Below are 20,468 nucleotides of genomic sequence, written 5' to 3' on the forward strand. Positions count from 1 at the left end.
GCCTGAGATGGCCGCCGTCGCGCACCTTAGCGCCGCTTCCGCGCCTATGACGCTCTTATGCCGGTTTCGGTTGCTTCGGTGGTACGACTTTGCGGCCTTTTCGGGCTCGGGCTACTGCGCCCGCTCGCAGACGGCCTTCGACGCCGGCGACGAGGCGCCATTGCGCACGACGACCACCAAGGCGCACTGCTGCCGGCCGGGGGCGAGCTTGACCGTGTGGTCCAGGGTCTTGAGAGCCAGCGGCTTGGCCTTGCCCGCGTCGGATGCCGTCGCGCCGGCGAAGAGCTGGAAGGTGTCCTGCTTCGACGGGTCGGGGTAGCTCCAGCTGAACCGCACACCGCCCTTGACCGAGTCGGCCTGCAGGTCAGGCGGGTCGAACACCGCGCCGGGCACCGCGTTGGAGTCGGTCAGCTGGGGCAGCGTGATGCTCGGCGAGGGGCCCGAGGGGGTCGTCGGGTCATCCTGCGAGCCGGGTCGCAGCAGCAGGAAGGCCACGGCGACGACCAGCACCGCCAGGCTCGCGACCAGGCCCCACAGCACGCGAGGTCGGGCCAGCAGACCGGCGGCCCCGGGCGCGGCTGCGGCCGGGTCGGCAACGGCCGGGTCGGCGGCGGTCGGGCCACCGACGCCGGCGGCCGGACGGCGCACCGTGTCGCCCTCTGCCTCTGCTGCGAGTCGAGCGGTCTGGCTGGTGGTGGGTTCGGTGCGGGCCGCGGGCCGCACCGGTGCGGCCGCCGACGCCTGCGCGGTTCCGGTTGCTGACCCGGTGGCCGGCCGGGCCGGCGCGGAGCCGACACCCCCCGGCGCACCACCGCCCGGCATCGGCGCGGGCGAGTAGCGGGTGGGCGCCTCCTCGATGCGGCGTCGGGTCGTCTCGTCGAGCGGAGCCGACGCACCCGGCTGGGCGATGACAGTCTGCGGCGCCTTGATGCGAGTGCGGTCGTCGTCGGTGTCACCTCGCCCCGTTGGGGAGTTCTTCGTCTGGCTGAAGAGCGTGGTGTGACCCTGCTCGTCGAGCACGACGATCGGGGTGCGGGCCAGCCGCTGGTTCGCCTCGACCGTCTGCAGGGCGCGCGCGAACTCGAGAGCGGACGCGGGGCGCTGGGCCGGGTTCTTGGCCATCGCCTGCGCGAGCAGCCGCTCCAACCCGGCCGGCACGTCCTGACGGCCGGTGCCCGGCAGGGCCGAGCCACGGATGCGGGGCATCAGCGCGTAGGCCGAGTTGTCGCCGCCGGGCACCTCGAACGGTGACCTTCCGACGAGCAGGTGCCACAGGGTGGCCGCGAGCGAGTAGGTGTCAGAACGCTCGTCACCGTTGCTCTGCCCGTAGAGCACCTCTGGCGCCGCCCACGGAACTGAGACGCCGACGTCATCGGTGGTGTCGGGTTCGACGTTCTCGCCGAGGCCGCCGCGCCCGGCAATACCGAAGTCGGTCAGGCCGGGTGCGCCGTAGGCACTGATGAGCACGTTGGCGGGCTTGATGTCACGATGGGTGATGTTCGCCCGGTGCGCCGTCTCGACCGCACTGGCGAGCTGGATGCCGGTGCGCAGCACCTCCTCGACCGAGAACCGCTCGGCGCGGGCCCGCATCGCCAGATTGGGCGGCGGGTAGTACTTCATCACGAGGTAGGGCCGCCCCTCGTCGGAGGTGCCCGACCGGAACACCTGCACGATGTACGGGTGGTCGCCGAGCTGGGCCATGGTGTCGGCCTCCTCGACGAACTGCCGGCGCAGCGAGTCGGTCAGGCCGTCACCCTTCAGCACCTTGACGGCAACCGGCATGCGCGGGCTCTGCTGCTCGTAGAGGAAGACGTCGGCGTAGCCGCCCGACCCGAGCGGCTGCACGAAGACGAGGCCCGGAATCTTCGGCGGGGCGCCCTTCTTCACGGGCTCTCCCCTGCCTCGAACGTGAAGGTGATCTCGTCGGCCATCGACACGAGCGAGCCCGGCTCGAGCACCTGCTGGTCGTTGGCGCGCAGCCGCACCGGTTGGTCACCGGGCAGGGCCACCGTGGTGCCGTTGGTCGTGCCGAGGTCTCGGATCAGCACGTGCCAGCCCTCGAGCACGATCTCGACATGGTTGCGCGACACGTCGCGCTGCGGGCTCGGCACCTTCACCACGTGCGGACGGTCGGCACCGGAGAGGTCGACGGAGAGCTTCGGCGCCCGTCCGAGCAGCACACTGCGGTCGAGGCTCACGACGTCGCCGGTCGACAGGCGCAGCATGCCGAGCGCCGGGCGAGGCATGGTGAAGGGGTCCTGCGTGGGGATGCCAGCTGCGCACACTCGGCAATGCTCGCTGTGCGGAGGTGTCGCGTGACCGGCCGAGCAGAGCACGGCGAGCACGGTGGGTCCCGACTCCCCCGACTGCTGAGCCGCGTTGCGGGCCTCGGTCAGGGCGGTGCGGTCGATGGTGAGACCGTCGTCGGGTTCGTGATCACGAAGGTCTGCGTCATTGCTGTCGTCGTTGCGGTCGTCGGCGGTCGTGGAGCCACCGTGGCCGGCGGCGAGGGCGGTGGCTTGAACGGGCGACGACGAGGCGGCTGGGCCGGGCGGAGCGGGCGACGGGGTGGGTGCCGGCGGCGGGGTGGCTGTGGGTGCGGGCAGCGGGGTGGCTGTGGGTGCGGGCAGCGGGGTGGCTGTGGGTGCGGGCGGCGGCGCCACAGCCGGCGGGGGGCCGGAGACCATGAACGAGGCGCTCGTCGAGACCGGTGGCCCCGGCGGCGGGTTGTTCGGGAGCAGGCTCGGGGCGGGTGGCGGGGTGCGTCGCCCACCGAACGTCGGCACCGCAGCGACCTCAGCAGGGCCGGCCGCCTCGTCAGGCCGCTGGGGCGTCGTGCTCGAGGCGGGCGGTGAGCTGGCCCACGGAACCGACGAGATCAGGCCCCCGGTGGTGGTGGGCAGCGGCGCGGATGGCGCTGTCGGTGCCGGGTTGGGCGGGCTTGACAGGACTGATCCCCTTGTCGGCAATGGGTTTTCAGCATCTGCGGCCTGCTCGGCGGGCAGCCGGTCTGAGCTGTCTGCGTCGTTCGTGCCGTTGGGAGTCTCTTCATCGTCACCCGGCTCGAGGTCGGCCAGAAACCTGCGGTGCTCGTCGGCGGCCACGGTGTGCCCGAACAGGTAGTCGTAGCTCGGCGGGTCGTTCGCCTCGGAGACGCCGACCTCGCGCTGGGCCTCCCTCTCGTTCATGGGGTCGGGGGTGGGCTCGGATGCGGGCTTGGGGGGGGGAACGGCCGTGGTCTCGGGCACGGGCGCGGTCTGAGACCGAGTGGGCTGAGCCGGTGGCAGGTCGGCGGAGGGGCGCCAGGTCGACTCGACGTCGACCGGGCCGCCGGTGACAGGGCGGTCGGCCGGTGCCAGCCGCTCCGGCACCATCGCAGCGTCCACGGGCGCCGCCACGCGTGCGGTTTCCTGCTCGACCGGCTCCCCACTCGTCGCCGGCTGCTCGACCGGCTCGATGCCCGTGACCGGCCCTGGCTCCCGATCGGTCGGCGGGCTGGGGGCAACGGTGGTAGCCGGTGGCGTCGCTGCTGCGCGCCGAGGTAGAGCGGGCCGACGTGAGCCCCAGCTGGGCAGGCCGGACGGCGATGCCCGCCGCGGCCCCGTGTCGGTCGGTTCGGTTGGCGCATCAGCCGGTCGGGTCGGCTGCCGCTCGCCGGTGGGCTCGGTTGGCGGCTCGTCGACGGGGGCCGGCCCCGATGGCGGGGCCGGCGGTGGTGCCACGGCGACCGGCGACTCCCAAGGGGGTGAGGGCAGTGCTTCCGCTACCCCGGGCTCCGCGGCCGCATCGGTAGTCACGGCGACCGGCTCCGACGTGGCCCAGGAGCGGCCCCAGGGGCTGCTGGTCGGGCGCGCAGGACCCGCTCCGCCACCTCTGTCGCTCCTGTCGCTCCTGGCGCCGAAGGTCGGGATCGTCGGCGGCCTTGCCGCAGAGTCAGGCTCGACCGCAGCCGGGGTCTCCACCGATCGCGCTTCGGGCCCCTGCGCTTCGGGCCCCTGCGCTTCGGGCCCCTGCGCTTCGGGCCCCTGCGCTTCGGGCCCCTGCGCTTCGGGCCCCTGCGCTTCGGGCCCCTGCGCTTCGGGCTGCTGCGCTTCCGGGCGGGCGACGTTTGCATCGGGTGACACGTGACCGACGTCGGCGGTCGACACTGCAGCGGGGGCCGACACCCGGGCGGCGCCGAGGTCAGCGGCATCCGGCACGGCGCTCGGCTCGGACGGCGAGGGCGAGAGACCCGCCTCGGTGAACGTGTCGGGCGGCACCGGCCGGCTCAGCTCGGTCTCGTCGAGCACCCGGATGGACACCTTCTCGGGTGGGCGGTCGAGCTCGAGGTCGGTCCAGACCCGGGCGCTGGTCGAGCGCACCTCGCGCTCGGTGCCGTCGGCGTCGGTGACGGTGGCTGCGACCGGGCCGAAGCACACGATGCGCGTCTCGTTCTTCCAGTGCACGCCGACGAAGTGTCGGGCCTTACGCATGCCGCCGGCTGTGAGCACCTCGATGACGTCGTCGAGGTCGCCGCCGTCGGCCGCGTCACTGGCCGCGAGGGTGCGATCGTCGTCCTCGTCGAGGGCGATGAGCAGGTGCATGCTCGGCCCGCCGATGTGGGTCCACCCGTCGGGCGCACGCTCGACATCTACCGAGGGCCCAGCCACGTCACTCCCCTGCTCTTAAGCTCACGTTCTGCCGGGGAGTGGTGTCCTCGTCCACGTCGGAGTCGTGCTCCTGCCCCTGCGACGTGACGACGATAGCAGTGACGTTGTCACGGCCACCTGCTTCGACGGCGAGGCGAACCAGCTCGCGGGCGGCAGCGTCGGCACCACCGACCTGACACACGACCCGCTCGATCTCAGCGAGGTCGAGCTCGTTCGAGAGCCCGTCGGAACACAGCACGAACACCTCGCCGGGGTAGGGCGGGAAGACCCAGGTGTCGACCGTGCCCATGGGATCGCGCCCGAGCGAGCGGGTCACCACGTTGCGGCCCGGATGCCGGGCGGCCTCCTCGGGCGTGATCAGCCCACGCTCGACGAGCTCCCACACCTCGGAGTGGTCGACGGTGACCTGCGAGAGGTGGCCGTCGAGCAGCCGGTAGACGCGGGAGTCGCCGAGGTTGAACACGGCCCAGTGCCGGGACCCCCCGACCGAGACGAGGGCCAGCCCGGCGATGGTGGTGCCCATGCCGGTCTGCTCGGGGTGACGGGCGGCCGAGGCCAGGATGCGGCGGTTGGCCTCTCCCACCTGGGCGACAACGTCTCGCACCTGCAGCCCGTCTCGCTCCGACAGGGCTGCGACGGTCTCGACGGCGATCCTGCTCGCGACCTCGCCGGCGGCGTGGCCGCCCATCCCGTCGGCGACGACGTAGACGGTGCCGTGGGCGAGGGCGCTGTCCTCGTTGAGAGAACGCACCCGCCCGACGTCGGTGGCGAGCCCGACCGCGATGTTGGGCAGCATCCCGCTCATGAGACGGCGCTGGTCGGCTGACCGCCCACGGCCCACGGGGTCACCCGCACCGTGGTCAGCACGTCGCGGATCAGCTCGTAGTCGGGCTCGGCGTCAGGGCCCGCCACGGCACCCGTCAGCTGCACGAGGTAGCCGGCGATCCCCGGGCCGCCGGTGCGCACGATGTGGAAGAGGTTGGCCTGCAGCACCGAGTCGACGTCGGGGTCGGGCCAGGTGGCATCACAGCCGATGAACTCGGCGTCACCGAGCTCTGCGGCGAACGGCTCCGAGACGTCACCGCCACGAGAACGGGCCATCTCGGCGATCTGCTCGAGCGAGCGCTCGACGGTGTGGCCGGCCATGCACTGCTCGATGCTGACGACGACGTTCGGCGAGAACCCGTTCGGGCGGGGCAGACGCGCCGCCATCGTCGTTCCCGGGGCGTATGCGGGCTCCCAGCCCTCGGGCACGTCCAGTGCCACGGAGGGCAGGCCCGGGAAGTCCGGGCTCGGGTAGGCCAGCGTGCTCATCGGTCAGTCCTTTCGGTCGCGCCCGCAGGGTCGGGGGCGGCGCGGTCAGTCAATCATCGCAGGGCCAGACCGGGCGTCAGCCTGCGAAGGGTCGCGTTCAGTGCCAGCCGAACACCTTGCCGATCGCCTTGGCGCCGTGCTCGAGCCCACCGTCGATCGCCTTGCCGGCGTCACCGAGCCCATGGCCGACGTCGCTCATCATCTCCTTGGGCTGCACGTCCACACTGAACTTCACCCCGCCCCCGATCCCGATCGCGGCGCCGACATCGACCTTGACCTTGACGCTCTCGGCGCTGAAGTTCGCGTCGATGTCGGCGTGGGCTCCGATGCCGGCGTAGACCTCACCACCCACCGTGCCGCCAACACCCGCGACGTTGCCGCCCACCTCGGCGCCGGCCTTGACACCCGCGAAGGCGTCAGCGCCGGCATGGGCCTTGACGCCGTCCTTGCCGATCCCCACCGAGGCGTCCGCCTTGGCCTCCGCTCCTGCCATCACGTTCGCGTCGGCGTGACCGGCCAGGGGGCCGTTGTCGTAGGAGACCCCGACGTTGCCCTTCGCGCCGGCGAAGGCCTCTGCGTTGACCTTGGCCTGCAAACCGTCCTTGCCGAGGCTCACCCCGGCGTCCGCCTTCGCCTCGGCGCCCACGAAACCACCGGCCTCGTAACGTCCGTGGTCACCGAGGTTGCCGTCGACCTTGCCCTTCAGCAGATAGGCGCCGGCGCCGGCTCCCGCCCCGGCGTAGAGGGCGCCGTCCTTGATGCCGACCTCGGTGTGGTGCTTCGTCTCGGTGCCGAGGGTGCCGCCCATGGTGGAGCTCGCGGCGTGGTCCTTGTCGGTCGGGTTGCCGTTCGAGTCGTAGTAGTGCGTGGTGTAGCTGCTGTCGGGGTGTTCGTCCTTGTAGGTCCAGTTCACGGCCTCGACGCCATGGCCGATGCGCCGCGATGCGTCGTCGTGCCGGTTCGCGAACCGGCCCGGGTCGTCGGAGCCGTCGGTCGGTAGCCACGGCCGGTGCACGTCGCGCTCGGTCTCGCGGGTGTAGCCGGTCTCGTGCTGCAGCTGGGGCTGGTGGTAGTCACCGGCGTGCGTGTACCGGTCGTAGTGCTCTCGCCCGTCGGCGCCGGTGCGGGTGTTCTCGTACGTCTGCGTCGACCCGTGCTGCGTGCGGGTGTACTGGTTGCCCTCGCCCCCCGACGTCTCGTCGGGGTCCTTGTCCTCCAGGCTGAACTTCTTGCCCTTGGTCTTGGTCACGTCGTTCTTGCCGTGGGGCGGCGGCACCGACGGGCCCCCACCCGTGCTGGTACCGCCGCCACCACTGCCTCCGCCGGCTCCCCCCGGCCCGGCTGTTCCCCCCGCTCCGCCACCACTGGTGGCGACCTGTGCTTTCGCGTTCGTGTCGAGCTTCTGCGCCATCGCGTCGAAGACCCCGTTGCAGGCCCGCATCGCAGGGATGGCGGTGTCGTTGAAGTGACCTACGAGGGTGAGCAGGTTCTGGCCGCCCCAGTTGCCCTGGATCGAGCCCATCGCCGAGCGCGAGCTCTGCTCGATGCGCGCCAGCTCGCCCTGCAGCCCCCGGATGTTTCCGGCGATGCGGGTCAACGCCTCGGCGTCAGCGCCCCTCTTGTACATGGTCATTCGGCGCCTCCCCCTGCGCCTGTCGGCTGCGGTCGCACGTCGTCAGCCCTCGCCGTCAGCCGCGACAGCGTCGTCGGCGTCGTCGGCGATGAGTGGGACGGTGCCCTCGGCGGGGGTGACCCGGAGCCCGTCGATGACCTGGTGAACGGTGGCGTAGTCGGCGGTGTGGTCGGCCGAACCGATGGTGGCGGTCACCGTGATGCGCAGCAGGCCCCCGTCGACCTGTCTGCGCAGGAAGCCGAAGAGGTTGCTGACGAGCAGCGTTCCGGCGATGTCGTCGATGTAGCTGAGGTCGAGACCGAAGAAGGTGAGGCCGTCGATAGGACGCGAGTACACCTGACCGACCGTGCCCTCGCGGCGATGCGCGGCCGTGGCCTCCACGCCGTCGAGGTCGAATCGCACGGTGTGGTCGGCGAAGGTCTCGTCGACCGTCACGATGATGTTGGCTTTGAACTGGTCTTCGGGCAGCGGCCGCAGGGCGGCCAGCACGACGTGGTCGGTCTCGCCGGCCGCCGGAACCGACTCCCAGTCCGGCGGAATCTCGAGCGCGAGCTGCGGTGGCCCCGGGAACACAGTGCTCGGGAACGCCAGTGTCGTCATGGCGACCCCCTTCGTGGCTCAGCGTCTCGTGGCTCAGCGTTGTGGCTCAGCCTTGTGACTCAACGTGTCGACGGATGCCGCACTGCCTCGAAGGCTAGGCCCGGCCACCGGAACCGTCGATGGGGAGAACTCCCCACTCGACGTGCGAGCCCCGATCGCCACCAAGCCTGGGCTGCTCGATCTCGGATGGCCCGTCGGCGGCGCGACCGTGAAGGCGGTGGCGCTGAGACATCAAGGACGCGAGGTCGCCCCGCCACCGTCAGCAGTGGCGGGGCGCCTCACGGTTCGCCCGACGAGCCCGGCGGGTATTCGCCTAGCCCAGGTTCACCGGAGGGTGAACGGCAAGGCGGTCGTCAGGGTCGTTCCCGACGTACACCGGATCGCCCCCGGCGAGCGTGGGTGCCCACCGTCGCAGCGCTGACTCCGGCGTCGACCCCTCGCGGGCCACCACGGCGCTCTGCGAACGAGGCTTCGCGCCCCGACCGCCATCGACGCGCAGGATGGCGCCGCCCCGCCTCGAGACGATGTTCTCCTTCTGGAGGCGCATCCCGGCCGCCGTGAGCAGATGCACATCGACCCCGGCGCCCCTGAAACCGTTCTGCTTCACGTACGTCGTGCGCAGCACCCCCTCGCGGTTCGGGCCCCGGTCGAGGGTCAGGTGGTCGAGGCAGATCTCGATGCCCATCGAGATCTGTTCGCCACCCGGCCCGGGCGCCTGGAAGAGCGGGTCCTGGGTGGCGACGAGCACGCGGGCGTGCTCCTGCTCCCAGCGGTCCCAGACCTCCGTACCGTCCTTGGCCAGTCCGTCGATGCCCGACAGGCGTTCCTTCTGCCACGACCTGACGATCGTGCCGGCCTTGAGCACCAGGGCGGTGTTGTGCACCAGCGCCTGACCCGACTTCACGGGCTCCTGCCACCAGATGGTGCCGATGACCCAGAGCACGTCGGGGACGCTTGCGCTGAAGGTCTTGAGCACGTCGACGCCGTTGAAGAAGGTGGCGCGGTCGTAGGGCAGCCCGTCGTAGGCCTTGAAGAAGAACTCCGGAGCCATGAAGACCGGCAGAGACCTCGCCGTGGCCCGCTTGGTCACCTCGGTCTTGATGAGGTCGAGCTGCAGCTGGGCCTGGTGTCGGAAGAGGTCAGGGGCGGGCAGCTCGGCCGGTTTCGCGCCCTGGGCGCTCAGCGCGGCGTTGACCTTCGTGCCGTCGTGGGTGGCGATGTCGTAGGCGAAGAGCTGGATGGTGCTCATGGCTCCGCCTGGTTGAGGTTGGCACTGCTCGTGGTCATGTCGTTCCTTCTCCTTCGATGCCCTTGTTGTGGATGCCGTTGTTGTGAATGCCGTTGTGCTGGATGGCGTTGTGCCCGGAGACGCGATGCCGGACAGACGCGATGCCGGACAGACGCGGTGACGCCTAGCTGGGGATGGCGACGTTCGGGATGGCGTGGCCGCAGTAGTCGGCGCCCCACCCTCGATAGGTCAGGTGCCACATCCGGGTGAGGTCCTTGATACCGACCTCACCCACGCTGCCCTTGTGGGGGTAGTCGGTCGAACGCACCCGGCCGCCCCCGACGCTGAGCGCGACGTGACCGTGATCGCCGCCGGCCCAGTAGACGGGCACACCTGCGGGCGGGGTGTCGGTCGTGTGGCGGTGCACCGTGGCCGCCCATCCCGCGTTGGCGTCGGAGAGCCCGAAGTGCGTGGGCGAGGCAATCGCGTTCCACACGTAGTTGAGGCAGTAGCCGACCCGATAGGTGGAGTACGACCGCCCTCGGGCCACGCTCTGGCTAGGCGTTCGCATCGCTGTCACCCCCGTCCGGCGCCGGCCGTTCCTCGATGTCGGAGACGTCGATGGCCGACGGCTCTTGCTGCGGCGCGGGGATCGTCTCGTTCTGGCCCCCGACGTCCTGGTGCCCGTCGGTCGCCCCAGTGTTGGTCGCCGAATCCGCTTGCTTCTGTTCGTCGTTGCTCATGTCACTCAGCTCAGTCCTTCGTCGGGTAGCGGTCGTCCTCCGGGAAGTCACCGTGGTCGTCCAGACCGTCGATGACGGCGCACTGGCCCGGCGGAGTCTTGAGGCTCCAGCCGGCCCAGCCGGGGATGAAGCTCTTGCCGGGAAGCGTGAACTTGCCCTCCTTGACGTGGATGTGGCCGACCACGCACAGCCTCCAGTCCTCGAAGGTGACGTAGGCGTACGCCTGACGCGTCTCTTCCTTCTTGGCAGAGGTGTTGACGTAGAACGAGGTGGCGAAGTTGGTCTCCTCGATCAGGCGCCTGGCATCGGCGTTCGTGAAACTCGCGGGCCCAGGGATCGAGACCCGGCGACGCTCGTAGTTCGGCTGGTTCTTGCGTGGGGGGTCGTCGGGATCTGGCTTCGACCAGGGCATGGCGCTCTCCTCTCTCGTCCGGGCCGTCAGCCGACCGCGCCGGTCGTGCGCTCGACCGCGCGGGTCGCCCCGGGCCACACGCCGAAGAGGTCGATGAAGATCTGCCCGTTCGGGAACTGACCGATGGGTGAGGGCCAGTTGAAGCGGTGCTTCTCGTCGCTGAACATGCCCTTGAACCCGAGGTCGAGGGTCAGGCTGGTGGCCCCCACCGGGATGGCGTTCATCATGGTGGCTCGGCCCCCCGAGACCTGCGCGCTGCACGACTGCTGCTTGCCGTTCACGGAGTACGTCGCCTTGGCGTCGACGATGTAGGTGCCACCGTGCGAGTCGTCGAGCAGGATGGAGATGCCCGACAGGTTGTTCACCCAGCCGAGCACCGGCGTCTGACCGACGAACGAGGCGAACTGGTAGGCGACCGGCATCAGCGTGGTCGCCACGACGTTGGGGTCGGCCGGCCAGAGGTGCTCCTCGAACGAGGCGCTGGCCTTCGTCTGGGCGTACGAGCCCTTGGCATCGGCGCCGGCGTCGCCCACCATCGCGTTCGTCGCACCGACCGAACCGGTGATCGAGAACGACGAGTTCTGCGACTGGGCGCCCAGGTTGAGGCCGCTCACGGCCATCAGGGCCTGGGTGATGACGCCGAAGCCCTGCGTGATCTGGCCCCCCTCGCACATGCCCGCGCTGGTGGCCTGAGCGACGAGCCAGTCCTTGTTCGAGGCGAACTGGGTCAGCGGGTCGACCAGGTACGACTGGTTCGAGAGCAGGAAGGTCGAGCTGAGCGACCCCTCCGATCCGAACGACCACGTCATCTCGACGCCGGCGTCGACCTTCGTGCCGGTGTCGGGGTCGACGACCGAGCCCTTGAGGTCGACCGCAGCTGTGGTCTGCGTGACGTCGGACGACTGCACCTTCCACTCGTTCGACGGGGCGTGGGTGGTGCCCACCTGCACCTGCGGCAGCGTCGAGACGTACTGGAAGGCGCCGGTCGAGGTGTTGACGATGCCGACGGCTCCGGCGGCGACGTGCGCGTCGAGGCTCCAGTTTCCCCAGTAGGAAGGTTGGGTGTTGCGAAGCATCTGGGTATAACCCAGGTTCCAGTTGGTGCTCATGGGTGCTGCCTCCGTCGTGTTGATGGGAGCCGCCGACGTGGCGGCTCCTGCAGGCAACCGGAGCCGGCGCACCGCAGAGCGAGCCGGCGCATCGCTGGACCGGTGCCCGGCGCCGGCCCAGCGCACCGGAACGTCTCACACGAGGCTCTACCGGTGGCCTTGATCGCACCGATCTGTGACGGTGCCGCCTCCGCGACGTCCGCACCAGCAGCCATACAGGGGCCAGGCCAGGCCCGCGGGCGCGCTGCCGCCGAACGTGACCGCTGACACAGGTGACGGATGCCGTTGGGGCAGTGCGTAATCGGCTAGCTCCTCCGCGCCGCGCTCGAAGCCGGCCCGACGAAGGCCGCCCCACGGCATCCGCTCAGCGCACGATGGGTCTACGCGAAACCCTGTCTCCCGACAGAGTTCGGGCCCGTGACCGCCGTTGGGTGAAAGCCAGACGCGCCGCGCCGCGCGAGGCTCGTGACACGCCCGCACGGTCATTTGGTGCAAAAGTTCGGAAAGTCCCTACGCTGGCTCCATGCGTCCTGTGCGGGATCGCGGTCTTGGCCCGTTGACGGCCAGGGTCGGGCCCGAGTGACTTCGGCCGGACCGCCACGCCCCTCCCGAGAGCTGCGCGTGATCGGTCCCTTCCAGGCGCGCGTCGAGGGTCACGTGCGACCCCTGCCGCACAGCGTCGAGCGGCTGCTCGCCGTGACCGCCCTCACCGGACCGCTGGCGCGCTCGCGGGTGGGCGCGGTGCTGTGGCCCGACGCGGCATCGGGGCGATCCGGTGCCAACCTGCGGGCCACCCTCTCTCGGCTGCACGTGGCAGCCGACGGCTTCATCACCGTGTCGGGCGACGTGCTGGCCATCGCGGAGGGCGTCAGACTCGATCTCGACGGGGCCCTCGACTGGGTCAACGCCACGATCTACGAGGTGACCTACCCGGCGGTCGGCGCACCACCGGCCTGGGTCGGGCGATCCCTGCTGCCGGGGTGGGAGGACGAGTGGCTCGAGGCTCCCAACGAGCGGCTCCAGATGCTGGCCGCGCAAGCCCTGGAGAAGGCAGCCGACCGCCTGCTCTCGGCCGGGCACACCGACGAGGCGCTGCCCTACGCACTGTCGGCCGTCGAGGTGCAACCGTGGTCGGAGAGCGCCAACCGGCTGGCCATCGAGATCCACGCCCGACGCGGTGACCCCAGCAACGCCCTTCGCCACTACCGGCGGTACCGGCGCGCGCTGCAACGTGAGCTCGGCGTGCAGCCCGGGCCCGACCTGCGGGCCGTGATCCGTCAGCTGTACCCGTTCGGCAATCCCCTGGCAGAGCCCGAGGGGATCTCGGCGACCGGCGCTTGACGTGTCTGCGAGCTCTGACCGGTCGACCTCCGGCTCACCGGGTGTGGCGGGACTCGTGGATGGCCTGTCGCCGGGTCAACCGAGACTCCCGTCGGATCAGGGCTTCCCGGTTGCGGCGTCGTTCGTCGGGTGTCTGCGGGTCCAGCTGCGGCACCGTTCGCGGGCCGCCGTCGGTGTTGACGGCCACCATCACCAGGTAGGCCGACGCCACGTGCACTGGTTCACTCAGCTGGTCCCATCGCGTCGTCTGCACCCGGCATCCGACCTCCATCGAACTGCGACCGGCCCAGTTCACCTGCGCCTCGACGGTGATCACATCACCGACCCGCACCGGCGCCAGGAACACCATCTCGTCCATGGAGGCGGTCACTGCGGGCCCCTGGGAGTAGCGAGCCGCCACCGTGCCGGCGGCATCGTCGACGAGCTTCATCACGACCCCGCCGTGCACTGTGCCCATCAGGTTGGTGTCGTGGGAGCTCATGATGTGGGCCAGGGTCAGCCGGGTCTGCGAGGGAGTGGGCAGGGAACCGTCGCCGCCGGTTGGCGGCACCTTGGGCTCGCCCTGCGCGGCGGACGCAACCATGACCGGGTCCTCCTTTGACGGTGTGACCAGCATGACAGGAGCACCGCGTCAGGCAACCGTTCGGCCGTTTGAGGAACCAGGGTTCGCGTCTCCGGATTGATCGGTCGTGGATGCGAACCCAGACTGAAGCCTGAACGGTGGTCGCCACCGACCCCGCGACCCGCGAAGGAGAGAGCCATGCGTACGACGATCCTCTACCCGGTCGGCGTCGAGGTAGCAGACCTCGACGCCAGCCGTCTCGACGACGACCAGGCGAGCGAGCTCGCTCTGCTCCTGGCCGAGAACGGCGTCGCTGTGCTGCGGGACCAGCCGCTTGACGACGAGCAGTTCGACGCGTTCCTGCGGCGGTTCGGTGATCCGGTCTTCACCGTCGGCGAGACCCCGGTCGACGGTCATCCTGACCTCAACGTCGTCAGCAACATCGGGCGCACGCGCCCACCACGGAGCCGCTTTCACGTCGACACGAGCTACGTGCGCCATCCGCCGGCGTACACGGCCCTACGCTCTGTGAAAGTGCCTGCCCAGGGCGGGCACACGCTCTTCACCAACCAGTACCGTGCCTACGATCTGCTCCCGGGCCCGCTACGCCGACGACTTGAGGGCCGGGTCGTTCGGCATGTCGTCACCGGGGTCGACCCGGGCGAGGCCCAGGAGCACGAGGCCGACCATCCGCTCTTCCGGGCGCACCCGCTGACCGGGCGCGTGGCCCTCTACCTGACCCTTCCCGACCGGTGCGGCAGCGTCAGTGGTCTGGATGCCGCACAGTCCACGTCCGTGATCAACGACCTCTACGCACGCTCGACCCGGCCCGACAACCTCTACCGGCACGCCTGGGCTCCGGCAGACCTCGTTATCTGGGACAACGGCTGCGTCATGCATCGCGCCGACCACGACGGCGTCGTGGGCGATCGCGTGATGCACCGGGGGATGGTGACCGGCTACGCATCGGTCGCGCACTGACCTCGTGACCCGTGCGGCCCCGATGGCCGGCGCGTTGATGACACCCCCAGGGAAGAACTCTCCACCAGAACCCTTGACCAGCGAAACTATCAGCGATAGTTTTCCTATTGGCGATAGAAATACTATCGCCGATCGGATCAAGGAGTACCGACATGAACCCTTACCTCATTCAGCAGCTCGCGAGTCTGCAGATCGCCGACCGGCTGCAGCAGGCGGAGCGCGGCCGACTGAGCAGCCAGGTACGCGCCACCCGCAGCCCTCGCCGCCTCGTGGCCCGGCGCCGTCTGCAGTGGCGCAGCCCGTGGTTCGCCAGCCCGCGCGGGCCTCGGATGGCCTGAAGCCACCCTTGACGCAACTGACCGACACCCAGCGGCCCCCGCTGCGACTCGCCTGGAGCCCCCCATGACCCTGCCTGCCGAAGACCCTCGAGCGAAACGCCGCGAAGCAAAGATCACCGAGATCGTGGACGCCGCCTGGACCTTGGCCCAACGCGACGGCCTCGGGGCGATCTCGTTGCGCGACCTCGCCGCCGCCGTCGGGCTGCGACAGCCCTCCCTCTACGTGTACTTCGACTCCAAGCTCGCCCTCTACGACGCGATGTTCGCCGATGGCTACCACCAGCTGCTGCGTCACCTCGAGGCACGAGACGAGGTCGGCGACCCACGCGAGGCGCTCATCGAGCTCGTCCGAGACCTGGTGCTGTTCTCCAGCGCGAGTGCCGTACGCCACCAGATGCTCTTCCAACGCACCCTGCCCGGGTTCGAACCATCACCCGAGGCCTACGCACCCTCGCTGGAGTTCTACCGGCGCGCAACCGCACTCGCGGCCAGGGCCGGTATGACCACCGACGCCGACATCGACCTGTTCAGCGCCCTGATCAGCGGGATGTCGCACCAGCAGGTCGCCAACGATCCCGGCGGCCAGCGCTGGGCCGACCACGCCGAACGAGCCGTCGACATGTTGCTCGCCGCCGCCCGGCATCCCACCCCACGACCCGCTCGACAGCCCGCCCGAAAGGCCCCCAGGCCCGGCCCCCAAACCTGATCTCACCTCTCACCGAAACGAAAGGAAGACTTCGATGGCCACCACAGACACCGCTGGAGTCACCCGCATCAACCGCACGGAGGCCCGGGTTCTCGCCTCGGCCGAGTTCGAGAGGTTCGCGGCGCTGACCGCCTCGCTGGCCCCGGAGGAATGGACCGTCGATACCGACTGCGTCGGGTGGGACGTGCGCACCATGGTCCTGCACGTTCTCGGCTCTGCCGACGCCCAGGCCTCGCCGCTGGTCTTCTTGCACCAGCTGCTCCGCGGCCTTCCCCTCAACAAGCAGATCGACTCCCACCACTGGGTCGACGGACTCAACGAGCTCCAGATCCGCGAGCGCTCGGGCCTGAGCAACGACGGGGTCGTCGCTCAGCTCGGGGCAGTCGGTCCGAAGGCGGTCAAGGGCCGGTTCGGCACTCCCCTGCCGATGCGCTACACCCCGGTTCCGTTCGGCCCCCCGGTCGGCTGGAAGCCGGTGAACTACCTGCTCGAAGTGGGCTTCACCCGCGACACGTGGGCGCACCGCATCGACATCCACGCCGTCATCGGCCGGCCGATGGAGCTCGACCCCGCCCACGACGGACGCTTGGTCGCCGACATCGTGCAGGAGTGGGGCGAGCTGCACGGCGAACCGTTCGACCTGCACCTGACCGGCACCGCAGGCGGCACGTTCAGGCAGGGCGAGGGCGGCGAGCCCGTCGAGATGGACGCACTCGACTTCATCCGCACCCTGGCCGGGCGACTGCCTGGCACCGGAGTGATGCGCCACCCGCTGCCCCTGTGAGACAACCGCGCCCCGCATCCCTCGATCGGCTGGCACGGTAGCGCTACCGTGGCCACGGTGACCTTCGGCTGCCACGGCAACCAGGGCCCCTTCACACAGAGCACGGGTCTCCTTGAGACTGCTGACCTGCCGCTCTGCCGGTGCAGAGGAAAGTGGTGAGCCAGATGCCAGAGCTCAAGGTCGGCGACCTCATCGTGTGCCAGGTGACTCGCGTCACCAGCGCCGTCGCCCTCGTGACCGCCAAAGGAATGCAAGGCGTCATCCGCGGCCCAGGTGGGTCACGGGCCACGGTGGGTGAGCATCTGAAGGTCCGCATCACCGACTTCGACGGTGACGGCGCCCGCTTCGTCGCGGTACGCCTGCAAGTCGACTGAGGCCTCGCCCGCGACGGGCAACGGTCTACCCCATCGCCGACTGCCGTCCACGGCCGAGGTCTACGCACGCGGGAGAACCTTGTGCGTCGATCTCGACGACGGTGAGCCCGGCGTCGACCTCGAGAAGGAGCGCTCATGACAACGGGATCTTCGACAGACAAGGCGAGAGCCCTGCTGGCGCTGCACGCAGGTGAGGGGTTCGTGCTGCCCAACGCCTGGGATGCCGGGTCCGCTCGCATCCTCGAGCAGGTCGGCTTCTCAGCGATCGCCACCACCAGTGCAGGTATCGCGTGGTCCTGCGGGCTCGCTGACGGAGAGGTGTTGGACCGCGACAGGATGCTCGAGCGCGTCGCTGAGATCGTGGCCGCGGTGAAGGTGCCGGTGACCGCGGACCTCGAAGCCGGATACGGCAGCACCCCCGACAAGGTAGGCCGCACCGTCGCGCGGGCCGTGCAGCTCGGAGCGGTGGGCGGCAACCTCGAGGATGCCGGGCCGGGCGGCCTCTTCGGAGTCGATGAGGCGGTCGATCGCCTGTCAGCTGCCCGGGCCGCGGCCCCCAGCGGCACGTTCGTGCTGAACGCCCGCACCGACACCTACTTCACGGGCACGGGTCGCGACCCCTTCTCGGAGACGGTCGAACGGGCAATGCGGTATCTCGAGGCCGGGGCCGACTGCATCTTCGTGCCGGGCGTCGTCGAGGAGGACACGATCCGCAGGCTCGCCGCAGCCATTCCCGGCCCGCTCAACGTGGTGGCCGGGCTCGCCAATGTCATCGATGCGCCGACACTCTTCAATCTCGGCGTCAGGCGGGTCAGCCTGGGCGGCAGTCTGGCCCGCGCGGCGCTCAGCACGTTGGAGCGCGCTGGCCGGGAGCTGCTCGACTCGGGAACGCTCGGCTTCCTCGACGGTGCCATCGCCTATGGCGACATCCAGCGACGCTTCGGTTCGTGATGGGGGCGGCCGGCGGCCAGACCGCCGGTCCTTCGGCATTCCTGAGCACAGCTCCATCAGGCATCGCCGCGGTAGCGAACCGCATCGACCACAAGAGGAGTCTCATTTCGGTGTCGAAGCCTAGACAAATCGCACGAACGGCACTTTTGTAATAGTTTGCGTCAACGGGTGGTCAGTGCGGCCTGCCATCGAGCAGGGGTCGTTGCGCCATGTCTGAGCTCCATCAACGAAGGGCAACGAACATGAACATCAGCACGCGCCGCATCGCCGGCACCTCCCTCGCCGCGGCAGGGGCACTGGCCCTCGCCGTCGGGCCCGCCTTCGCCGCTGGCACCACCGTGTCGGGCAACTTGAACCCGGTGGCCAACAACAACGTCTCCAACGTCAGCGGCACGGCATCCGTGCAGGTCGACGGCGACATGGTCACCGTGACCGTCGCCGCGTCCGGTCTGCTCGCCGGCTCTCCGCACGCCGCCCACATCCACTTCGCGGCCGATGCCACCCACGCGTGCCCCACCATCGCCGATGACAAGAACGGCGACGGCCACATCAACACCAGCGAAGGCGGACCGGCCTACGGCGGCGTCATGGTCTCGCTGACCAAGACCGGCGACACCTCGCCCAAGAGCGCCCTCGCGATCGACCGGTTCGACACCGCCGCCGGCGGCAAGATCAGCTACGAGCGCGGCAGCATCATGGTCAGCCCCGAGCTCGCCGCCGGAATCAAGGCCGGCCAGGCCGCCATCGTCGTGCACGGCGTCGACTACAACAAGAACGGCAAGTACGACGGCGCCACCAAGAGCGACCTCGACCCCAGCCTGCCCACCGAGGCCACCGACCCCGCGCTCTGCGGCATCCTCAAGGCCGCCCCGGCCGGCGGCATGGCAACCGGTGGCGGTGGAACGGCTGCAGGCTCGAACCAGAACCTGCTGCTGGTGGGCGGCGGCCTGCTGCTGGCTGGCGCCGGAGCCGGTGCCTTCGCCCTCAAGCGTCGGTCCAACGCTGCGGCCTAGGCCCCATGGTTGTGCTCCGGCCTCTGGGCTCGGGGCACGGCAACGCGATGAACCGACACGGTCTACCTGCTAACGCTGGCCAGCGCGGCGCCCACGGCGCCGTGCTGGCCAGCGTCTCGCTGCTCGCGGCCGGTGCCGTGCTGGTGGGCTTCGGTCTGGACCGTCCGGGCCCGCCACCGCAGCCACCAGCTGCGATGGCGGCTGCGGTGACGACATCCGCACCTGCCTCGCCCATCCCTACCGGGCCGGCTGCTCGCAAACCCGCGAAGGCGAAGGCCCGCCCATCACCGGCGACGTTCCTGCCGGCGTCGCAACCGGTGCGACTCGATATTCGCTCGATCGGCCTGAGGAGCAGCAGTTTCGTGCCTCTGCAGGTTCAGCGTGACGGCACCCTGTCGGTGCCGGTCGAGGCTGATCAGGTCGGCGTCTACGCCGCCGGGCCCACGCCAGGCCAGCTCGGATCGGCGGTGCTGGCCGCACACGTCGACACCGCGTCAGGGCGCGAGGGCGTGTTCTACCGTCTCGGCGCAGTGCGGCGAGGCGATCAGATACGCGTGAGCCGAGCCGACGGTACAACGCCCGTGTTCACCGTCGACAGAGTGCAGGCGTTCTCGAAGAGGGCCTTCCCGACCGCGGCTGTCTACGAGAGCCAGCTCGCCAGCTCACAGCTGCGGCTGATCACGTGTGGTGGCCAGCTCGACGGGAACGGCACGTACCGCGACAACGTCGTGGTTTTCGCCCACCTCACCCGCGCCTGAAGAGTTGCACGGGCGCATGGCCCGCAACCCAACGTTGTTGGGACTGCACCGTGTCCATCGACGAGGGGGTCCGTCTACAAGGGTGCCCATCGACGAGGGGGTCCCTCTACAAGGGTGCCCATCGATGAGGATGCCGTCGAGCCGCCGGCCTGGGTGCCCCACACCACGAGGCGGCCGCTCAACCAGTGCCGCAACCGTCTGCTCGGTGCTCAGGGGGTGAGTCTAATTACGCTCGATGAGGTGGCGGACCGGTGCCGAAGGTGGTGCGCCAGTGTTGCCAGGTGTGCCAGGTGACGCCGGTGGTGGTGATGGTCGCGGTGAGGTGTTTGTCGTGGACGTAGATGTGGTGTCGCCGGCACAGCAGGGCGAGGTTGCCCAGGCAGGTGGTGCCGCCATCGATCCAATGCCGCACGTGGTGGGCGTCGGTCCATTGGGCGGGGGTGGAGCAGCCCGGGAACGAGCAGCCCTTGTCGCGGAGCCAGAGGGCGGTGCGCATGGCCCGGGTGACGAGGCGTTCTTCCCGACCGACGTCCAATGGTTGGGAGTCGGAGCCGAGCACGACGGGGATGATCGTCGCGTCGCACGCCATCCGGCGCACGATGGCCGCGCTGAGCACGTCCCCGGACAGGCACGACCCGCTCCCGCCCTTGCCCGCCACGCCGTTCTTCCCGGCCGAGCCCTTTCCGCCGCCGCGGGTGGCCCAGTCGGGTGGACAACCGTTCGCGGCCCAGTCGCGTAGGGCCTCGAAGTTGATGGTGACCACGATCTTGGCCTTGTCTGTGCTCGGTGCCTGACCGGGCGCGGTGACACCGCGGGCGACGAGGTCGAGCAGGGCGTCCATCCGCCGCTGGTGGGGTGGTCGGGGGTCGTCCTCGATCTTGACCCCGGCCTCATCGGTGAGGGGGCGGGGCGCACTGAGGGGGTCGATGGCGGCTTTGAGGGTCGCGGCGCCTTCGGGGTCGAGGGTGCCGC

Annotated in this window: 22 protein-coding genes; 9 read left to right on the forward strand and 13 right to left on the reverse strand. The window is 70.0% G+C overall.

Annotation, left to right across the window (positions count from 1 at the left end; all coding sequences use genetic code 11):
- Positions 1 to 111: 111 nt before the first annotated feature.
- The 11 genes from BA895_RS08510 to BA895_RS08560 all read right to left on the reverse strand — a co-directional run bounded on the left by BA895_RS08510 (position 112) and on the right by BA895_RS08560 (position 11,688).
- On the reverse strand, positions 112 to 1,887 hold the full coding sequence (locus BA895_RS08510; protein ID WP_070191465.1) for a serine/threonine-protein kinase: 1,776 nt from the start codon (positions 1,885 to 1,887) through the stop codon (positions 112 to 114).
- Positions 1,884 to 4,649 carry an FHA domain-containing protein gene (locus BA895_RS08515; protein WP_070191466.1) on the reverse strand — a complete coding sequence of 922 codons (2,766 nt, stop codon included), beginning with the start codon at positions 4,647 to 4,649 and terminating at the stop codon, positions 1,884 to 1,886. The genes BA895_RS08510 and BA895_RS08515 overlap by 4 nt, the downstream gene beginning before the upstream one ends.
- Before the next feature lies 1 nt (position 4,650).
- Positions 4,651 to 5,454, reverse strand: a complete 804-nt coding sequence (locus tag BA895_RS08520; RefSeq protein WP_070191498.1) for a PP2C family serine/threonine-protein phosphatase — start codon at positions 5,452 to 5,454, stop codon at positions 4,651 to 4,653.
- Positions 5,451 to 5,963: a hypothetical protein gene (locus BA895_RS08525; protein ID WP_070191467.1), complete on the reverse strand. Its 513-nt coding sequence runs from the start codon at positions 5,961 to 5,963 to the stop codon at positions 5,451 to 5,453. The genes BA895_RS08520 and BA895_RS08525 overlap by 4 nt, the downstream gene beginning before the upstream one ends.
- A gap of 97 nt (positions 5,964 to 6,060) precedes the next feature.
- Positions 6,061 to 7,596: a hypothetical protein gene (locus BA895_RS08530; RefSeq protein WP_070191468.1), complete on the reverse strand. Its 1,536-nt coding sequence runs from the start codon at positions 7,594 to 7,596 to the stop codon at positions 6,061 to 6,063.
- A 42-nt stretch (positions 7,597 to 7,638) separates the two neighbouring features.
- Positions 7,639 to 8,196 carry a hypothetical protein gene (locus tag BA895_RS08535; protein WP_070191469.1) on the reverse strand — a complete coding sequence of 186 codons (558 nt, stop codon included), beginning with the start codon at positions 8,194 to 8,196 and terminating at the stop codon, positions 7,639 to 7,641.
- A 313-nt stretch (positions 8,197 to 8,509) separates the two neighbouring features.
- Entirely contained in the window at positions 8,510 to 9,445 is a 936-nt protein-coding gene (locus BA895_RS08540) for a hypothetical protein (RefSeq protein WP_070191470.1), read from the reverse strand.
- Positions 9,446 to 9,608: 163 nt separating this feature from the next.
- Positions 9,609 to 9,995: a hypothetical protein gene (locus BA895_RS08545; protein ID WP_139142574.1), complete on the reverse strand. Its 387-nt coding sequence runs from the start codon at positions 9,993 to 9,995 to the stop codon at positions 9,609 to 9,611.
- Positions 9,982 to 10,167, reverse strand: coding sequence for a hypothetical protein (locus tag BA895_RS08550; RefSeq protein WP_070191472.1), 186 nt, complete (start codon positions 10,165 to 10,167; stop codon positions 9,982 to 9,984). The genes BA895_RS08545 and BA895_RS08550 overlap by 14 nt, the downstream gene beginning before the upstream one ends.
- 10 nt (positions 10,168 to 10,177) lie before the next feature.
- Entirely contained in the window at positions 10,178 to 10,579 is a 402-nt protein-coding gene (locus BA895_RS08555) for a hypothetical protein (protein ID WP_139142575.1), read from the reverse strand.
- A gap of 26 nt (positions 10,580 to 10,605) precedes the next feature.
- Entirely contained in the window at positions 10,606 to 11,688 is a 1,083-nt protein-coding gene (locus BA895_RS08560) for a hypothetical protein (protein ID WP_070191474.1), read from the reverse strand.
- Between the two features lie 621 nt (positions 11,689 to 12,309).
- Between BA895_RS08560 and BA895_RS08565 the strand changes: the two genes are divergently transcribed.
- The gene (locus BA895_RS08565; RefSeq protein ID WP_070191475.1) at positions 12,310 to 13,029 is read left to right on the forward strand and encodes a bacterial transcriptional activator domain-containing protein; all 720 of its coding nucleotides are present in this window, start codon (positions 12,310 to 12,312) and stop codon (positions 13,027 to 13,029) included.
- Positions 13,030 to 13,063: 34 nt separating this feature from the next.
- Here BA895_RS08565 and BA895_RS08570 read toward each other — a convergent pair whose 3' ends face one another.
- Entirely contained in the window at positions 13,064 to 13,612 is a 549-nt protein-coding gene (locus BA895_RS08570; RefSeq protein ID WP_070191476.1) for an acyl-CoA thioesterase, read from the reverse strand.
- Positions 13,613 to 13,789: 177 nt separating this feature from the next.
- Between BA895_RS08570 and BA895_RS08575 the strand changes: the two genes are divergently transcribed.
- The 8 genes from BA895_RS08575 to BA895_RS08610 all read left to right on the forward strand — a co-directional run bounded on the left by BA895_RS08575 (position 13,790) and on the right by BA895_RS08610 (position 19,496).
- Positions 13,790 to 14,572, forward strand: coding sequence for a TauD/TfdA family dioxygenase (locus tag BA895_RS08575; RefSeq protein ID WP_070191477.1), 783 nt, complete (start codon positions 13,790 to 13,792; stop codon positions 14,570 to 14,572).
- Positions 14,573 to 14,724: 152 nt separating this feature from the next.
- Positions 14,725 to 14,910 (forward strand): hypothetical protein, encoded by a 186-nt coding sequence (locus BA895_RS08580; protein WP_070191478.1) that lies wholly within the window; start codon positions 14,725 to 14,727, stop codon positions 14,908 to 14,910.
- A gap of 64 nt (positions 14,911 to 14,974) precedes the next feature.
- Positions 14,975 to 15,616, forward strand: coding sequence for a TetR/AcrR family transcriptional regulator (locus tag BA895_RS08585; protein WP_070191479.1), 642 nt, complete (start codon positions 14,975 to 14,977; stop codon positions 15,614 to 15,616).
- Positions 15,617 to 15,650: 34 nt separating this feature from the next.
- Complete coding sequence (locus BA895_RS08590; RefSeq protein ID WP_070191480.1) at positions 15,651 to 16,400, forward strand: maleylpyruvate isomerase family mycothiol-dependent enzyme; 750 nt, start codon at positions 15,651 to 15,653, stop codon at positions 16,398 to 16,400.
- 155 nt (positions 16,401 to 16,555) lie between these two features.
- Positions 16,556 to 16,774: a hypothetical protein gene (locus tag BA895_RS08595; protein WP_139142576.1), complete on the forward strand. Its 219-nt coding sequence runs from the start codon at positions 16,556 to 16,558 to the stop codon at positions 16,772 to 16,774.
- Between the two features lie 135 nt (positions 16,775 to 16,909).
- Complete coding sequence (locus tag BA895_RS08600; protein WP_070191482.1) at positions 16,910 to 17,725, forward strand: isocitrate lyase/phosphoenolpyruvate mutase family protein; 816 nt, start codon at positions 16,910 to 16,912, stop codon at positions 17,723 to 17,725.
- A 242-nt stretch (positions 17,726 to 17,967) separates the two neighbouring features.
- Positions 17,968 to 18,738: a CHRD domain-containing protein gene (locus BA895_RS08605; protein ID WP_083283137.1), complete on the forward strand. Its 771-nt coding sequence runs from the start codon at positions 17,968 to 17,970 to the stop codon at positions 18,736 to 18,738.
- Positions 18,739 to 18,785: 47 nt separating this feature from the next.
- On the forward strand, positions 18,786 to 19,496 hold the full coding sequence (locus BA895_RS08610) for a class F sortase (protein WP_070191500.1): 711 nt from the start codon (positions 18,786 to 18,788) through the stop codon (positions 19,494 to 19,496).
- Between the two features lie 226 nt (positions 19,497 to 19,722).
- Here BA895_RS08610 and BA895_RS08615 read toward each other — a convergent pair.
- Positions 19,723 to 20,468, reverse strand: a 746-nt coding sequence (locus tag BA895_RS08615) for an HNH endonuclease signature motif containing protein (protein WP_217493867.1), incomplete at its 5' end; no start/stop codon positions are given.

Source organism: Humibacillus sp. DSM 29435 (assembly GCF_001758225.1).
Lineage (GTDB): Bacteria > Actinomycetota > Actinomycetes > Actinomycetales > Dermatophilaceae > DSM-29435.

Coding starts and splice junctions, on each gene's coding strand:
- BA895_RS08520 (WP_070191498.1), bottom strand. CDS start 5,454: ATGAGCGGGATGCTGCCCAACATCGCGGTCGGGCTCGCCACCGACGTC.
- BA895_RS08610 (WP_070191500.1), top strand. CDS start 18,786: ATGAACCGACACGGTCTACCTGCTAACGCTGGCCAGCGCGGCGCCCAC.
- BA895_RS08560 (WP_070191474.1), bottom strand. CDS start 11,688: ATGAGCACCAACTGGAACCTGGGTTATACCCAGATGCTTCGCAACACC.
- BA895_RS08525 (WP_070191467.1), bottom strand. CDS start 5,963: ATGAGCACGCTGGCCTACCCGAGCCCGGACTTCCCGGGCCTGCCCTCC.
- BA895_RS08590 (WP_070191480.1), top strand. CDS start 15,651: ATGGCCACCACAGACACCGCTGGAGTCACCCGCATCAACCGCACGGAG.
- BA895_RS08540 (WP_070191470.1), bottom strand. CDS start 9,445: ATGAGCACCATCCAGCTCTTCGCCTACGACATCGCCACCCACGACGGC.
- BA895_RS08530 (WP_070191468.1), bottom strand. CDS start 7,596: ATGACCATGTACAAGAGGGGCGCTGACGCCGAGGCGTTGACCCGCATC.
- BA895_RS08550 (WP_070191472.1), bottom strand. CDS start 10,167: ATGAGCAACGACGAACAGAAGCAAGCGGATTCGGCGACCAACACTGGG.
- BA895_RS08605 (WP_083283137.1), top strand. CDS start 17,968: ATGAACATCAGCACGCGCCGCATCGCCGGCACCTCCCTCGCCGCGGCA.
- BA895_RS08570 (WP_070191476.1), bottom strand. CDS start 13,612: ATGGTTGCGTCCGCCGCGCAGGGCGAGCCCAAGGTGCCGCCAACCGGC.
- BA895_RS08580 (WP_070191478.1), top strand. CDS start 14,725: ATGAACCCTTACCTCATTCAGCAGCTCGCGAGTCTGCAGATCGCCGAC.
- BA895_RS08535 (WP_070191469.1), bottom strand. CDS start 8,196: ATGACGACACTGGCGTTCCCGAGCACTGTGTTCCCGGGGCCACCGCAG.
- BA895_RS08585 (WP_070191479.1), top strand. CDS start 14,975: ATGACCCTGCCTGCCGAAGACCCTCGAGCGAAACGCCGCGAAGCAAAG.
- BA895_RS08575 (WP_070191477.1), top strand. CDS start 13,790: ATGCGTACGACGATCCTCTACCCGGTCGGCGTCGAGGTAGCAGACCTC.
- BA895_RS08600 (WP_070191482.1), top strand. CDS start 16,910: ATGACAACGGGATCTTCGACAGACAAGGCGAGAGCCCTGCTGGCGCTG.
- BA895_RS08555 (WP_139142575.1), bottom strand. CDS start 10,579: ATGCCCTGGTCGAAGCCAGATCCCGACGACCCCCCACGCAAGAACCAG.
- BA895_RS08545 (WP_139142574.1), bottom strand. CDS start 9,995: ATGCGAACGCCTAGCCAGAGCGTGGCCCGAGGGCGGTCGTACTCCACC.